Origin of the sequence: Roseococcus sp. YIM B11640 (assembly GCF_049727625.1) — a bacterium.
Lineage (GTDB): Bacteria > Pseudomonadota > Alphaproteobacteria > Acetobacterales > Acetobacteraceae > Roseococcus.
Map to the genome: position 1 here is coordinate 1,265,454 of NZ_JBBJOZ010000001.1, position 13,968 is coordinate 1,279,421.

Annotated in this window: 14 protein-coding genes; 5 read left to right on the forward strand and 9 right to left on the reverse strand. The window is 72.3% G+C overall.

What is annotated here, in order from left to right; translation table 11 throughout:
• The gene (locus tag WJM96_RS06405) at positions 1–1,365 is read right to left on the reverse strand and encodes a PQQ-binding-like beta-propeller repeat protein (RefSeq protein ID WP_424811602.1); all 1,365 of its coding nucleotides are present in this window, start codon (positions 1,363–1,365) and stop codon (positions 1–3) included.
• Positions 1,365–2,015 (reverse strand): tetratricopeptide repeat protein, encoded by a 651-nt coding sequence (locus tag WJM96_RS06410; protein WP_424811603.1) that lies wholly within the window; start codon positions 2,013–2,015, stop codon positions 1,365–1,367. The genes WJM96_RS06405 and WJM96_RS06410 overlap by 1 nt, the downstream gene beginning before the upstream one ends.
• Positions 2,016–2,101: 86 nt before the next feature.
• On the opposite strand from WJM96_RS06410, the gene WJM96_RS06415 reads away from it, so the two are divergent.
• On the forward strand, positions 2,102–2,470 hold the full coding sequence (locus WJM96_RS06415; RefSeq protein WP_424811604.1) for a hypothetical protein: 369 nt from the start codon (positions 2,102–2,104) through the stop codon (positions 2,468–2,470).
• On the opposite strand, the gene WJM96_RS06420 is transcribed toward WJM96_RS06415, so the two are convergent.
• The gene (locus tag WJM96_RS06420) at positions 2,421–3,122 is read right to left on the reverse strand and encodes a 5-formyltetrahydrofolate cyclo-ligase (protein ID WP_424811605.1); all 702 of its coding nucleotides are present in this window, start codon (positions 3,120–3,122) and stop codon (positions 2,421–2,423) included. The two genes, WJM96_RS06415 and WJM96_RS06420, sit on opposite strands and share 50 nt — an antisense overlap.
• A gap of 4 nt (positions 3,123–3,126) precedes the next feature.
• On the reverse strand, positions 3,127–4,443 hold the full coding sequence (locus WJM96_RS06425; RefSeq protein WP_424811606.1) for a dihydroorotase: 1,317 nt from the start codon (positions 4,441–4,443) through the stop codon (positions 3,127–3,129).
• A gap of 116 nt (positions 4,444–4,559) precedes the next feature.
• On the opposite strand from WJM96_RS06425, the gene WJM96_RS06430 reads away from it, so the two are divergent.
• Both WJM96_RS06430 and WJM96_RS06435 read left to right on the forward strand, forming a co-directional pair.
• Positions 4,560–5,309 carry an ABC transporter ATP-binding protein gene (locus WJM96_RS06430; RefSeq protein WP_424811607.1) on the forward strand — a complete coding sequence of 250 codons (750 nt, stop codon included), beginning with the start codon at positions 4,560–4,562 and terminating at the stop codon, positions 5,307–5,309.
• Positions 5,306–6,106: an ABC transporter permease gene (locus WJM96_RS06435; protein ID WP_424811608.1), complete on the forward strand. Its 801-nt coding sequence runs from the start codon at positions 5,306–5,308 to the stop codon at positions 6,104–6,106. Before WJM96_RS06430 ends, WJM96_RS06435 begins: the two co-directional genes overlap by 4 nt.
• 1 nt (position 6,107) lies before the next feature.
• Here the strand turns inward: WJM96_RS06435 and asnB are convergent, their stop codons facing one another.
• Genes asnB through WJM96_RS06460 form a run of 5 tightly spaced genes read right to left on the reverse strand, consistent with a single transcriptional unit; the run spans position 6,108 to position 11,508 of the window.
• Positions 6,108–7,859: an asparagine synthase (glutamine-hydrolyzing) gene (asnB, locus tag WJM96_RS06440; protein ID WP_424811609.1), complete on the reverse strand. Its 1,752-nt coding sequence runs from the start codon at positions 7,857–7,859 to the stop codon at positions 6,108–6,110.
• A 10-nt stretch (positions 7,860–7,869) separates the two neighbouring features.
• Positions 7,870–8,883: a glycosyltransferase gene (locus tag WJM96_RS06445; RefSeq protein ID WP_424811610.1), complete on the reverse strand. Its 1,014-nt coding sequence runs from the start codon at positions 8,881–8,883 to the stop codon at positions 7,870–7,872.
• Positions 8,880–9,830 (reverse strand): glycosyltransferase, encoded by a 951-nt coding sequence (locus tag WJM96_RS06450; protein WP_424811831.1) that lies wholly within the window; start codon positions 9,828–9,830, stop codon positions 8,880–8,882. The genes WJM96_RS06445 and WJM96_RS06450 overlap by 4 nt, the downstream gene beginning before the upstream one ends.
• A gap of 5 nt (positions 9,831–9,835) precedes the next feature.
• Positions 9,836–10,600 carry a glycosyltransferase family 2 protein gene (locus tag WJM96_RS06455; RefSeq protein ID WP_424811611.1) on the reverse strand — a complete coding sequence of 255 codons (765 nt, stop codon included), beginning with the start codon at positions 10,598–10,600 and terminating at the stop codon, positions 9,836–9,838.
• Entirely contained in the window at positions 10,597–11,508 is a 912-nt protein-coding gene (locus WJM96_RS06460) for a glycosyltransferase family 9 protein (protein WP_424811612.1), read from the reverse strand. The genes WJM96_RS06455 and WJM96_RS06460 overlap by 4 nt, the downstream gene beginning before the upstream one ends.
• A gap of 106 nt (positions 11,509–11,614) precedes the next feature.
• Between WJM96_RS06460 and WJM96_RS06465 the strand changes: the two genes are divergently transcribed.
• Both WJM96_RS06465 and WJM96_RS06470 read left to right on the forward strand, forming a co-directional pair.
• Positions 11,615–12,424, forward strand: coding sequence for a YgfZ/GcvT domain-containing protein (locus WJM96_RS06465; protein WP_424811613.1), 810 nt, complete (start codon positions 11,615–11,617; stop codon positions 12,422–12,424).
• Positions 12,424–13,968, forward strand: a complete 1,545-nt coding sequence (locus tag WJM96_RS06470) for a D-aminopeptidase (protein ID WP_424811614.1) — start codon at positions 12,424–12,426, stop codon at positions 13,966–13,968. The genes WJM96_RS06465 and WJM96_RS06470 overlap by 1 nt, the downstream gene beginning before the upstream one ends.

Below are 13,968 nucleotides of genomic sequence, written 5' to 3' on the forward strand. Positions count from 1 at the left end.
TCATCCCACTCCGCGAAGGGCGACGATCGTGCCGCCGTCGGTCAGCATATAGACGCTATTGTTGGCCACGACAGGTTCCAGCGTCGTGCCGTCCGGCAGGCGGGAGCGCCCGGCGACCTCGCCGGTATCGGCATCGATCTCGTAGAGCTGGGCATGGTTGCCGGCGATGAGCACGCGGCCGCCCGCGACCACCGGCGGGCCCCAGGCGATGGGGTTCCGGCGCCGGGCCTCGTCCCGATAGCTCGGAAGCTGGGTGATCCAGCGGATGCGGCCATCGTCGCGCGTCATGGCCATCAGGGCATTGCCGCGCGCCAGCATGAACATCCAGTCGCCCACGACGCTGGGCGTCAGCGTGCCGCCGACCTCGCGCTCCCAGACGCGACGGCCGGAGCGCAGGTCGAGCGCGGTGGCCGCGCCCGCCATGCCGACCGCGAAGACGCGGCCGCGGTCGATGACGGGGAGTGCGGTGATCGCGCCGATATCGGCGATGGAAGCCCCGCCGCGCGTGGTGCCGAGGCTCTCGCTCCACTGCACGCGGCCATCGGCGATGGTCAGGGCCACGACCTCGCCCGAGGCGAAGCCCGCGACGGCGATCTCGCCCTCGACGGCCGGGCTCGGCAGGCCGAGCGGCATGGCCTGGACGGGAGTCGCGCGGAAGGTCCAGACGCGTTCGCCGTTCTCCGCGTTCAGGCCGAGGAGCTGGTTCTCCACCGTCGGCACCAGGATTCGGTTGCCGGCGACGGAGAGGCCGCCGCGCGCGGGCACGGGCAGCGGCGCGCGCCAGCGGATCTCGCCCGAGGCCGGGTCGAGCGCCATCACCTCCGCGAGGCCGGTCGCGACATAGAGCGTGTCGTTGGCATAGGCGAAGGCCCCGCCCAGCGCGCCGTCGCGGTCGCGGCGGGGACGGGTGTCGGTCTGCCAGCGCTGCCGGCCCCGCGCGGCATCCAGCGCCGTCACCCAGCCATAGGCGTCGATGCCGAAAACCGTTTCGCCCACCACCAGCGGCGCGGCGGTGAGGCGGCGGCGGTAGGATGTGCCGGAGCCGATGGAGGACCGCCAGACCTCGCCGATCGGGCGCGGGAGCGAGAGGTGGCCCGGCGCGTGGCCCGCATTGCCGCCCGCGGTCGGCCATTCCATGTTGAGGACAGGCGGCGGCAGGCTGAAGGCGCGGGTGCGGGCGGTATCGTCGATCGCGACCTGGCGCTCGGCGGCGAGGATCGCGTGGCGCTCGCCCTGGAGCGGAACCTTGGTCGGGCTCAGCCAGTCGTCCACCCGGTCGCGGACGCTCTCGCAGCCGGCCAGGGTGGCGGCCGCGCCCATCAGGGCCAGGCGACGGCCCATCGGGCGTCTCGTCATGTCGGACATCAGCTTCCCAGTCCTTGGAGCAGGCGGCCCGCGCGGTCGCGCAGGCCCTGCGGAGTGGCCACGTCGGTCTGCAGGGACTCGAGCGTGGTGCGGGCGAGATCGGTATTGCCGCGCTTGATGGCGGCGAGCGCCAGGACCTCGCGGGCGGAGGCACGCCAGGGGGCGCCGTCGGCGGCGAGCGGCGTCACGCGGGCCTCGACCTGGGCGGGGTCCACCGTATCGACGGCGTGCAGGCCCCACATGACGGTGGCGAGGTCGCGGTAGAGCTGGTCGGCATCCGGATCGCGGGCGATGGCGTCATAGGCGGCCAACGCGCGGTCCAGCTGGCCCGTTTCCGCGAGCAGGGCGGCGGCGCGCAGCCGCGCCATGGTGCGGTAGCCCGCGGGAGCGTCCCGGGAGACGGCCTCGAAGCTGTCGGCCACGGCGCGCAGGTCCGCGCCTTCGGCCGCGGCGTCGCGGGAGATGGAGAGGAAGGTCTCGGCCGCCTTGGCGGCCTCGCGCCGCTCATGCCAGCGCCAGCCTTCCCAGCCGGCGAAGCCCGCGAGTCCCAGCACGACGATGACGGCGGCGACACCGCCGAAGCGCTGGGCCAGCTTGCGGGCCCGTTCGGCGCGCATCTCCTCATCGACTTCACTGATCAGATCGGACAAGAGTCTGGCGTCCTCGCGGTTCGGGAGGAGGGGGTATAGCGGCCCCTTCGCGTGGCGTTAAGGCTTGCCGGTGTTGGCTGGTCCCCGTGCGATGCCCGGTCCCCCTTCTGATCCTCCTTTTCCTGGCCGCCTGCGACGGCCCGGCGGCGGTCGCGACCGTGGGGGTGAACGTCGCCTCCATCACCGTCTTCGGCCGGGCGGTGCCCGACCTGCTGGTTTCCGGGGTGACGGGGCGGGACTGCTCCGTGGTCCGGCTGGACCGGGGGCTTTCCTATTGCGAAGCCCAGGCGCCCGCCCCCGGGCCGCCGCCCTACTGCACCCGCAGCCGGGGCAGCGTGGATTGCTGGGTGACCCGCCCGCCCAGCATTCCCATGCAGGAGGGGGTGGTGAATGGGCCTGTGACCCTCACGCCCGCGCAGGAGCAGGACCGGACGGCGCGCTGGCCGGATCTGTGAGGTCGGTGAGGATCAGGTCCATCGGAATGTCGTGCGGCTGTGGGAAGATCGTGGGGATCGCGGCCGCCGACCAGCCGACCCCGATCGCCGTCGGGCGGGGCGCGAGGGCGGCGAGCGTTCGGTCGAAATAACCCCCGCCATAGCCCAGCCGGTAGCCGGCCGGGTCGAAGCCGACGACGGGGGCCAGGACGATATGGGGCACGACCTCGGCACCGTTGGCCGGCACGGGAATGTTCCAGATGCCGGGGGTGAGGGGATCGCCGGGGGACCAAAGCTTGAAGATCAGGGGCTTGGCGCGCTCGGCCACCACGGGGAGCGCGGTCCGGACGCCGCGGGCGGCGAGGCGCTTCATCCAGGGCCTGAAGTCCGGTTCGCCCCGGAAGGGCCAGTAGAGGCTGATGATCCGGCCCGAGAGATCGCCGAGGGCCGCCTCCAGCGCCGCGGCGATCCGTTCCGTGCCCGCTGCCCGCGCCCCGGCGGGGATGGCGAGGCGGGCGGCGATCAGCCGCTCGCGCTCGGCCTTGCGCCAGCGGGCCACGTCCCGGCGCTGCTGGGCATCGGGCTCGGGCGCATAGGCCGGGTCGAGCTCGTGCAGGTAGCAGGCCGGGGAGGCGTATTCATGGAAATCCAAATCCTTGGGGGATTTGGCCATGATCTCAGCGGAAGTTGACCGGCTTGCCCTGCGGGCTGCCCAGAACCTCGTCCTCACGCATGGCGACATGGCCGCGGATGATGGTGCCCACCGGCCAGCCCTGGCAGCGATAGCCGTCGAAGGGCGTCCAGCCGCAGGGGCTCGCGATCCAGTCGTTGGTGATCTCGCGGGACTTCGCCATGTCCACCAGCGTGAAGTCGGCGTCGTAACCCACGGAGAGGCGGCCCTTGTTCACCGCGCCGTAGATCCGCGCGGGACCGGCGCACATCAGGTCCACGAGGCGGGAGAGGCTGAGGCGGCCCGCGCTCACATGGTCCAGCATCACGGGGACGATGGTCTGCACCCCGGTCAGGCCGGCGGCGGTGTTGGGCCAGGGGCGCTCCTTCGCCGCGCGGGAATGCGGGGCGTGGTCGCTGCCCACCACGTCCACCGTGCCGTTGCGCACGGCGGCCCAGGCCGCCTCGAGGTGGCGCTTGTCGCGGATGGGCGGATTCATCACGGCATAGCCGCCGAGGCGGTCATAGGCCTCGTCGGTCTGGGTGAGGTGGTTCATCAGCACCTCGACCGAGGCGACGTCCCGGTGCTCGCCCAGGTACTCCAGCTCCTCGGCCGTCGAGACGTGGAGGATGTGCGCGGGGCGGCCGGTCTTGCGGGCGAGGGTCACAAGGCGCTTCGTGCCCAGCATGGCGCATTCCACGTCGCGCCATTCCATGTGGTTGCGGTGCGGCATGCCCTCCGTGAAGAGGGGCTTGCGCTCCTGGAGGCGGTACTCGTCCTCGGAGTGGTAGCAGATGCGGCGGCGGCCGGAGCGCATCACGGCCTCCAGCGTCGCGTCGTCCTCGATCAGCAGGTCGCCGGTGGATGAGCCGGCGAAGACCTTCACGGCGCAGACATTGGGCTCCAGCTCCAGCGAGGCGAGCTCCGCGATGTTCTTGCGCGAGGCGCCGACATAGAGGCCCGTGTCGCACCAGGCATGATGGGAGACGTGCTCGCGCTTCCAGGCCAGCTGGGCGGAATCGGTGATGGAGGGGGAGGTGTTCGGCATGTCGAACACCGCCGCGAGGCCGCCCAGGACCGCCGCCTTGGTACCTGTCTCGATGGTCTCGACGGCCGGGTCGCCCGGCTCGCGCAGGTGGACATGCGCGTCGATCAGGCCGGGCAGGACGTGCAGGTTGCGGCAATCGATCTCCTGCGCGCCCTCGGAGGTGCGGAGCGCGCCCATGGCGGCGATGCGGCCGTCGCGCACGCCGATGTCCAGCGGCTCGATGCCCCAGGGGAGGACGGCCTGGCCGCCGCGCAGGATGAGATCGAAATGGGGCATCGGGTAACACTCCGGAAGATAGACCGGCGCAATCTGACGCGTCCGGCGCGGGGCGCAAGGGTGGCCGTCCGGTCCGGGGGATGGCGCGGCCACCTGGCCACCGCATATCCTCCCGCATGGTCCAGGCACTCACGGTCGAGAACCTCGTCAAATCCTACGTTCCCGACCGTCCGCCCGCGGTGGCCGGGTTGAGCTTCACCATGCCCATGGGCGCGACCTATGGGCTGCTCGGCGGCAATGGCGCGGGGAAGACCACGACCATCGCCATGCTGCTCGGCCTGCTGGTTCCGACTTCGGGAAGGATCACGGCGCTGGGCCACGACATGGCGCGCGACCGCTTCGGCGCGCTGGCGCGGATGAACTTCTCCTCTCCCTACATCGCCCTGCCGCACCGCCTCTCGGTGGCCGAGAACCTGCGGGTCTACGGCCATCTCTACAATGTGCGGAACGCCGAGGCCCGCATCGCGGAACTGGCGCGCGACCTACAGCTGGAAGACCTGCTCGGCCGTCCCGCCGGGGAGCTTTCCGCCGGCCAGAAGACGCGCGTGGCGCTGGCCAAGGCGCTCATCAACCGCCCGGAGCTGCTGCTGCTGGACGAGCCGACCGCGAGTCTCGACCCGGATACGGGCGATTGGGTGCGGAGCTGGCTGGAGCGCTACCGCGCGCAGACCGGCTGCGCGATCCTTCTCGCCAGCCACAACATGGGCGAGGTGGAGCGGCTCTGCGACCACGTGCTCATGCTCAAGCAGGGCAAGGTGGTGGACCAGGGCAGCCCCTGCGACCTGGTCGAGCGCTTCGGGCGCGAGGATCTGGAGGAGGTCTTCCTCGACATCGCGCGCGGAACCCGCGCGGAGGCGACGCAGTGAACGGGTCGCTCCGTCGCGTCTGGGGGCTGGTCTATCGCCACCTCGCGCTCTACCGCCGCTCGCCGCCGCGCCTCATCGAGCTGATGTACTGGCCCGTGCTGCAGATGGTCGTCTGGGGGTTCATCACGGCCTATCTCGCCGGCGTGCAGGACAATCTCGGCTCCATCGCGGCCGGCGTGCTGCTGGGCGGCGTGCTGCTGTGGGAGGGCGCTCTGCGCAGCCAGATGGGCTTCTCCGTCTCCTTCCTCGAGGAGATCTGGTCGCGCAACCTCGGCCACATCTTCGTCTCGCCGCTCAGGCCAGGGGAGCTGGTGGCGGGGCTCGCGGTCATGGCCGTGTTGCGGACGCTGATCGGCGTGGTGCCGGCCATGTTGCTGGCCTGGCTGCTCTACCACTTCAACATCCTCGTGATGGGGCCCGTGGTGGTGGCCTTCTTCGCGGCGCTCATCGTTATGGGATGGGCGGTCGCGCTCGGCGTCACCTCGCTCATCCTGCGCTATGGCGCCGGGGCGGAAACGCTGGCCTGGTCGGTGCTCTTCGGCATCACGCCGTTCGCCGCGGTCTTCTATCCCGTGAGCGTGCTGCCCGCCTGGCTGCAGCCCGTCGCGCTGGCGCTCCCGGCCTCGCATGTCTTCGAGGGGATGCGCGCGGCTCTGACCCATGGCGAGATCGCCTGGGGCCATCTGGGCGCCGCCTATGTGCTGGACGCGGTCTGGCTCGCGGCCATGGGCTGGCTTTTCATGAGCCAGTTCCAGGCGGCGCGGGTGAAGGGCGCGCTGCTCAACATCGGCGAGTGACCTACGCCAGGAAGTCGAACACATCCCCCTCGGCCCGGCGTCCCTCGACGTGGCGGCGGTGCCAGATGGCGTAGAAGAGCAGGTGCCAGGCCGCACTGCCGGGCCGCTTCTCGGCGGCGTGGCGGAACAGCTGCTCGACCCGGCCGGGCTTGCAGATCTCGGCGATGCCCGGCTGCTTCGCGACCAGCGGCCCCAGCTTGTCGCCCCGCCGGGCGATCCACGCGCCGATGGGCACGGTGAAGCCCTGCTTGGGCCGGTGGGGCTCGGAGGCCGGGAAGTGCCGCTGCAGCCACTGGCGCAGCAGCCACTTGCCCGTGTTCTTCCGCACCTTCAGCCCGTCCGGCAGGCGGAAAGCGGCCGCCGCGACGCCGGGGTCGAGGAAGGGCGTGCGCCCCTCCACGCCATGCGCCATCAGGCAGCGGTCGAGCTTGGTCAGCAGGTCGTTCGGAAGCCAGTCCGCGATGTCCACTGCCTGCGCGGCCTGCAGGCGGGTCCGGCCGCCGCCCGCGACCTCGGTCTCGGCGGAGGCGATGCCGTCGCGCCAGAAGCGCGGCTCGGTGCGCAGCACGTCCAGCCGGTCGAAAGCCCCGCGCGAGCGCATGGCGCGGCCCCAGAGCCACCAGGGCCGCATCGCGGCCCGGTAGCGGCCATAGCCGCCGAAGATCTCGTCTCCGCCCTCGCCGGAAAGCACCACCTTCACATCCTGCCGGGCACGCCGCGCGAGGAACCAAGTGGGGATGATGGCGTAGTCGGCCGCCGGGTCGTCCATGGCGCCGACGATCTCGGGCAGGTGCCGCCAGACCATCTCCTCGCCGACCTGCACTTCGACATGCTCGGCGCCGGCGGCCTGGGCGGCGCGGCGCGCGGCCTCGCGCTCGTCGGCGGCGCCCTTCACGTCGAAGCCGGCGGTGAAGGCCATCACCGGCTTCTCGTTCAGCCGGGCCATCATGGCCAGGATCGCGGCGGAATCCGTGCCGCCCGAGAGGAAGAGCCCATAGGGTACGTCGCTGCGCTGGTGCAGCGCGACGCTTTCCTCCAGCGCGCGATCCAGGCGTTGCAGCGCCTCCTCCTCGCCGATCGTCTCCGGGCCACCCTCGGGCAGGGCCATGCGGCGGTGGCGCTCGACGATGCGGCCGTCCGCCACGCTCAGGCTCTCGCCGGGCAGCAGGCGGTGGATGCCCTCGAAGATGGTCTCGGCGCCCGTCGTGAACTGCAGCTGCAGCAGCTCGTCCCGTGCCTCCGAGCGGATTCGCGGCTTCACGATGCCGGCCGCGATCAGCGCCTGCGGCTCGGAGGCGAAGGCGACGCCATCCGCCGTCTCGGCGATGTAAAGCGGCTTGATGCCGAAGGGATCGCGCGCCAGCACGAGGCGCCGCGCCGCGCGGTCATGCAGCGCGATGGCGTACATGCCGCGCAGGTTGTTCACGAAGGCGAGCCCGTCGCGCCGGTAGAGGTGCAACGGCGGCTCGCAATCCGACTGCGTCGCGCAGACCAGCTGGTTCTGCTCCCGCAGCTCCCGGTAGTTGTAGATCTCGCCGTTGGCGACGAGCGCGGCGCCGCCCGCGAAGAGCGGCTGGTCGCCCGTCACGAGGTCGATGATCGAGAGCCGCGTATGCGCGAGCGCGACGCCACCCGCGAGGTGAAGCCCCGCGCCGTCCGGCCCGCGATGCGCCAGCGCGGCCGTCATCGCCTCCAAGACCGAGGCCTGGGGCGCGACGCCCGGAAGCAGGGCGAGGCCGGCTAGGCCGCACATGGCATGTTCCTCATCGCTCGACCTTGTGCAGGAATTCGCGCCAGCTTGCGAGGACCGGGCCCTCGGCGAAGTCGCGCTCGAAGCGAGCGCGGCCCAGCTGGGCGAGGCGCGCGGCCGCCTGCGGCTCGGCCAGGAGGCGGCGGATGCCGCCGGCCAGGGCTTCCGGATCCTCGACCGGGACGAGAAGCCCGGTCTCGTCCGGCTCGATCAGCTCGCTCGGCCCCTGCGCGGCGGTGGAGACCACGGGGCGCGAAGCGGACCACGCCTCCAGGACGATATTGCCCAGCGGCTCGTGCCGGGAGGAGCAGACGAAGACGTCGCAGCCCGCCAGCAGCGCGCCCGTGTCCTGCCGCCAGCCCAGAAGGTGGACGCGCCCCGCCACGCCGCATTCCTCGGCCAGCGCCTGGAGCGCCGCGCGCTCCGGCCCTTCCCCCGCGATGCAGAGCGTGGCGTCCGGCACCAGCGCCAGCGCGCGGATCAGCGTGTCGAAGCCCTTGTTCCGGTGCAGCCGCCCCATGGCCAGCAGGCGCGGCGACTGGCCGGGCAGCCCGGCCGGAGTCACCCCCGCGAAGTCGGCGGCGAAGTTAGGCAGGTAGTGCGCGCGCTCGGGCGGGCAGCCCTGGGAGACGATCCAGTCGCGCAGGTCGCGCGTATTGCCCACGAGGTGATCGCAGAAGCGATAGTAGCGCAGGTCGTAATAGCCGCCGAGGCGGCCGACCAGCGGCCAGGGGCCCTCCGGCGTCTTGCTCGCCGCGCGGTTCATCCACACCACGGCGACGCGCGGCTGGAAGCGCTTGAGCGCGAGGCCGATGCGCGGCCGCGTGAGGATGTCGAGCGGGCCGCCGAAGCCTAGCTGCAGGGGCGCCACGCCGCCGGCCGCGAGGCGCGCGGCGCGTTCCTCGTCGCGGCGGATGACGGCAAGCACTTCCTCGCCCGCGCCATGCAGCGCGATGGTCAGGCGCTCGTAGAAGGCCTCGGCGCCGCCGTGGCGGGCGCCGGCCATGATGTTCGCGATGCGCGTCATGCCAGGGCCTCGAAGCGTTGCGCGATCTCGGGCCAGCCGGGTCCGGGGCCGCGGGCCAGCGCCGCCTGGTGCATGGCGCGCCAGGTCCCGTCATCTGTCATGAGGCGCCGCGCGGCCTGCACGAACTGCGCCTTGTCCCGCGCGACGATGCCCGTCACGCCATCCCGGATGCGCTCGGCCACGGCGCCGCGATCCATCACCACGCAGGGCAGGCCCACCGCCTGCGCCTCGGCGAGCGCGAGGCAGAAGGTCTCGCCCTCGTCGCCGAGGTAGAGCATGCAGCGGGCCGCCATCAGCCGCTCGCGCAGCTCGGCGCGGGGCAGGGGGGTGTGGAGCAGCACGCCCGGCGTCGCGGCGGCCTGGGCGAGGATGGGGGCGGCGCGCTCGGCGAGCCGCGCATGGCCGCCATAGGTCGCGGCCCCCGAATAGGCGTGCAGCTCCCCCACGCCGATCTCCGGCCAGAGCGCGGCCAGCTCATCGAGGCCGCGCAGCGGGCTGGAGGTGAAGATGGCCACCGGCGCGGGCGGGGCACGCTCGGGCGCAGGCTGGTCGAAGGGCTGCGCCACCGCGAGCGGGATCTCCACGCGCCGCCCCGGAAGCCATCGCGGCAGCGTCGCAGCGTGATGCGCGCCCAGCGTGACCAGATCCGGCCGCGCGCCCAGTAGCGGCAGCAGGTGGCGCGGCTTCTTCAGGTATCGCGCGGGATTGTGCAGCCAGAGCGCGCGATGCCCCTTCGGCAATTCGCGGAACAGGCGCGGCACGCGCGCCGCGATCACCAGATCCGCGCGCGGGGGGAGCGGCGCGGCCTCGCCCTCGAAATGCAGGTGGAAGTCGTGGCCGCCACGGGCGAAGGCATCGGCCAGCAGCGCTACCGCCGTCTCGACCCCGCCCAGCGGGCGCGTGCCGATGGCGGCCGCCTCGATGCGCGGCCCTTCATTGGCCAGCACGATCCTCAAGGCCGGTGACGCTCCGGTTCGAGCCGGGCCTTGAGATGCGACAGCAGCGGGAACAGCCCGGCGCAAAGCGCGATGAGCACGCCCCATCCGCCTTCCTTGTAGCCCTTGCGCCCGATCAGGCACTTGAAGGTGCGCGAGACGAAGCGGCGGAGGTTGTTGCCGAGCGTGCCGATGTCGCCCGCTTCCAGCATGTCCGCCGCCTTGGCGCTGCTGTAGCGGTCCAGCCGCCGCAGCATGTCGGAAATGTCGCGGTCCACCTCGTGGCGGATGCCGTGCTTCGTGATCCGCTCGCCCTCGCTGCCGGTCCAGTCGAGGCCGGGATGCACGCGCTGGGCGCGCCAATGCTTGGCGCCCTTGCGGAAAAGGATGGGCTTGAGCGTGGTGCCGAAGCTGCCGCCCCAGCCGTGCAGGATCAGCCGCTCGCCCACGTAGTTGTCGATGCGGACGCGGTGGAAGGCGTCGGCGCTGGCCTCGGCCACGCGGCGGATCTCGGCGCCGAGCTCGGGCGGCACGCGCTCGTCGGCGTCGATCTCCAGGATCCAGTCGCCGGTGCAGGCGGCGATGCCGGCATTGCGCCGCTCGCCTTCCAGCGCCCATTCGCCTTCCAGCAGCACGGCGCCGGCCTCGCGCGCCATCTCGGCGCTGCGGTCGGTGCTGCGGTCGAGCACGACGACGATCTCGTCCGCGAAGCCGAGCGTGGCGAGGCAGGCGGGCAGCCGCGCCTCCTCGTTGCGGGCGACGACGAGCGCCGAGAGCCTCATGCCGGCACCGGGGCAAGAAGGCGGGTCGCGGCCTCGACCACGGCATTCACGGAGAGCCGGTCCATCGGCGAGCCGGCCGGCGGGCCGTCGGCCAGCACGGCCTCGGCGCGCGGGCCGACCGGGCCGTATTCGCTGGCGGGCGTGGGGCCGAACAGCCCCAGCGTCGGCGCCCCAGTGGCGGCGGCGATGTGCATCAGCCCCGAATCATTGCCGACATAGAGCGCGGCGCGCTCCAGCACGGCCGCGACCTCCGGCAGGGGCAGCTTGCCGACCAGGTCCACGGCGCCCGGCAGGGCGGCGAGCACCGGGGCGGCGGCGGCGCGCTCCTGCTCGCCCGGCCCGCCCAGGATCGCGATGCGGGCCCCGGCCAGCACCCCGCCCGGGGCGGTCAGGCGGGAGGCGAGCGAGACGAAGCGCGCGGCGGGCCATGTCTTCACGGCCCAGTTGGCGGTCGGGCCCAGGATCAGCCAGGGGGCGCCGGGCAGCAGCGCCTCGGCGCGGCCCGCCTCCGCGGCGTCGAACCAGACGACGGGCCGGGGAGGGGGCGTGACGCCCAGCGTGTCCGCGATATGCACCAACCGGTGCCCGGCCCGCCGGCCGCCGCGCATCACGGCGCGCCGCTTTGTCCGGAGCAGCCAGGCCATGGCCGAGCCGCGAAGATCCACCACCAGGTCCCAGCGGCTGAAGCCCACCTGCCACCAGAGCTCCAGCCAGTGCAGCGACCAGCGCTTCTTGGCCAGGACGATCAGGCGCTCCAGCCGGGGCATGCGCGTGAAGACGCCCTCCGCGACGGGGCCGCAGGCCACGGTGAACCGGGCCTCGGGATATTGCCGCAGGAGGTGGTCGAGCAGGCCCGTGGAGAGCACGGCGTCGCCGATCCGGGTGGAGGTGATGAAAAGGATCCGCACGGGCTCCCTCTAGCAGAAAGCCTTTGTCTTGAACCCCCACCTGTTGAAGCGCCCCTGTTGAGGCCCCGTAGTTGAAGCCGGGGGAGATCGCGGCCACCTTTGCCCCATGCCCATCGCGACCCTGCCCGACCGCGCCGTCCTGGAAGTCACCGGCGAGGACCGCCTCGCCTTCCTCCAGGGGCTGATTTCCAACGATGTGACGCAGATCGGCGAGGAAAGAGCGCTCTGGGCGGCGTTGCTGACGCCCCAGGGCAAATGGCTGGCGGACTTCTTCCTGGCCGCCGCGCCGGATCGCGTGCTGATGGATGTCGAAGCCGGGCTGGCCGAGATGGTGATGGCGAAGCTGCTGCGCTTCCGCCTGCGGTCCAAGGTGGCCATGTCCCGGCCGGAGGGCTGGGTTGTCCAGGCCGGCTGGGGAGGGGCCGCGCCGCCGGGGGCGAGCCCCGATCCGCGACTGCCCGAGGCGGGCTGGCGCCTGATGACCCCGGCCCCGCTGCCCACGAGCGCGAGCCTGGACGAATACGATGCCCATCGCCTCGCCCTCGGCCTGCCGGACGGCAGCCGCGACATGGAGGCCGAGCACTCCATCCTGCTCGAGGCCGGCTTCGACGAGCTCAACGGCGTCTCCTGGACCAAGGGCTGCTACATGGGCCAGGAGCTGACGGCGCGGACCAAGTATCGCGGCCTGATCAAGAAGCGGCTGGTGCCCGTCTTGGTGGAGGGCCCCTTGCCCCCGCGCGGCACCCCCGTCACCCGCGGCGGCGCCGAGGTGGGCGAGATGCGCTCCGGCCAGGGCAAGCGAGGCATGGCGCTGATCCGCATCGCCGCGCTGGGCGGTGACCTCAGGGCGGGCGAGGCGCGGCTGCGCCCGGTCGTGCCTGCCTGGATGAAGCTCCCCGAGGCCACCGAAGCCTGATGCCCTCCCTCGACCAGATTCTGGCGCGCCTCCCGCGCGCCTATCCCGGCCCGGGCGGCGCCGTGGCCGTGCTGCGCGATGGCGAGGTGCTGGTCCGCCACGCCTGGGGCTTCGCCAATGCCGAGCGACGGATTCCCTTCACGCCGCGCACGCTCTTCCGCATGTGCTCCATCACCAAGCAGTTCACCTGCGCGGCGCTGCTGGAGCTCTTTCCCGACCCGTCGGTGCTGGATGCGGACCTGCGCGCGCGCCTGCCGCTGCTCGAAGGTCGCGCCCCGGGCGTGCGGGAGCTGGCCCACAACCAGTCCGGTCTGCGCGACTATTGGGCCGTAGCCATGCTGCACGGCTCGCCGGTCGAGGCGCCTTTCGGCGACACGGAGGGCGAGCGCGTCATCTCGGGCACGCGATCGCTGCATTTCGCGCCGGGCACGCGCTACTCCTACGTCAACCAGAACTTCCGCCTGATCTCGGACCTGCTGCAGGACCGCACCGGGTCGTCCTTCGCCGATCTCCTGCGGGAACGCGTCTTCGACCGCGCCGGGATGGACAGCGCCATCCTCGCCGCCGACACGCGCGCCATGCCCGACGGGACCGAGGGTTATGAGGGCAACCCCGTCACAGGCTTCCGGGCCGCGGAAAACCGCATCCTCTGGACCGGCGATGCCGGGCTCGGCGCCTCGCTGGACGACATGATCGCCTGGGAGCGCCATATCGACGCGACGCGCGACGACCCGGACTCGCTCTACGGCCGCATCGCGGCGCCTGTCTCCTTCGCGGACGGCGCCGAGGCGCCCTATGGCTTCGGACTCGCGCGCGGCACGGATTTCGGCCGCGCCCATACCGGCCATGGCGGCGCACTGCGCGGCTGGCGCAGCCACCGGCTCTACGTGCCGTCCGAGCGCGTCTCCGTCGTGGTGATGTTCAACCATTTCGGCGATGCCTATGGCGCGGCCATGGACCTCCTGGCCGCCGTGCTCGGCGAGGAGCGCGCCGCGCCCGACCCGAGCCTGCCGCCGCCCGCCTGGCTTGGCGCGTATGCGGAGCCCGAGACCGGCCTTTCCGCCCGCATCGAATCCCTGGGGGGCGGCGAAGTCCTGCTGCGCTTCGGCCATTCCCCCGAGCGCCTGAGGCTCCATGCCGACGGCACGGCGGGCAATGGCCGAACGAAGCTCCGGATGGCGGATGACGGCCTCTGGATGGACCGGCCGCAGGAGAATTTCACGACCCGCCTGCAGGCGGTTTCCGGGGAGCCCACCGCCGATACCGGCGGCCGCTACCGCTGCGCGGAGCTCGATGCCGAGCTCACCATCGTGGAGACGGGCGGCACGCTCTATGGCGGTTTCTCGGGCTTTCTCGGCCAGGGGCGGATGGAGCTGCTGAACCCCATCGCGCCGGACCTCTGGGCGCTGCCCTGTCCGCGCGCGCTGGACCACACGCCGCCCGGCGACTGGACGCTGGCCTTCCGCCGCGATGCCTCGGGCAGGCCCGCCAGCGTCGAGGTCGGCTGCTGGCTGGCGCGGCGGCTGGTCTACGAGAGGGCCTGA

Coding starts and splice junctions, on each gene's coding strand:
- WJM96_RS06405 (WP_424811602.1), bottom strand. CDS start 1,365: ATGTCCGACATGACGAGACGCCCGATGGGCCGTCGCCTGGCCCTGATG.
- WJM96_RS06420 (WP_424811605.1), bottom strand. CDS start 3,122: ATGGCCAAATCCCCCAAGGATTTGGATTTCCATGAATACGCCTCCCCG.
- WJM96_RS06425 (WP_424811606.1), bottom strand. CDS start 4,443: ATGCCCCATTTCGATCTCATCCTGCGCGGCGGCCAGGCCGTCCTCCCC.
- WJM96_RS06430 (WP_424811607.1), top strand. CDS start 4,560: ATGGTCCAGGCACTCACGGTCGAGAACCTCGTCAAATCCTACGTTCCC.
- asnB (WP_424811609.1), bottom strand. CDS start 7,859: ATGTGCGGCCTAGCCGGCCTCGCCCTGCTTCCGGGCGTCGCGCCCCAG.
- WJM96_RS06445 (WP_424811610.1), bottom strand. CDS start 8,883: ATGACGCGCATCGCGAACATCATGGCCGGCGCCCGCCACGGCGGCGCC.
- WJM96_RS06455 (WP_424811611.1), bottom strand. CDS start 10,600: ATGAGGCTCTCGGCGCTCGTCGTCGCCCGCAACGAGGAGGCGCGGCTG.
- WJM96_RS06465 (WP_424811613.1), top strand. CDS start 11,615: ATGCCCATCGCGACCCTGCCCGACCGCGCCGTCCTGGAAGTCACCGGC.
- WJM96_RS06470 (WP_424811614.1), top strand. CDS start 12,424: ATGCCCTCCCTCGACCAGATTCTGGCGCGCCTCCCGCGCGCCTATCCC.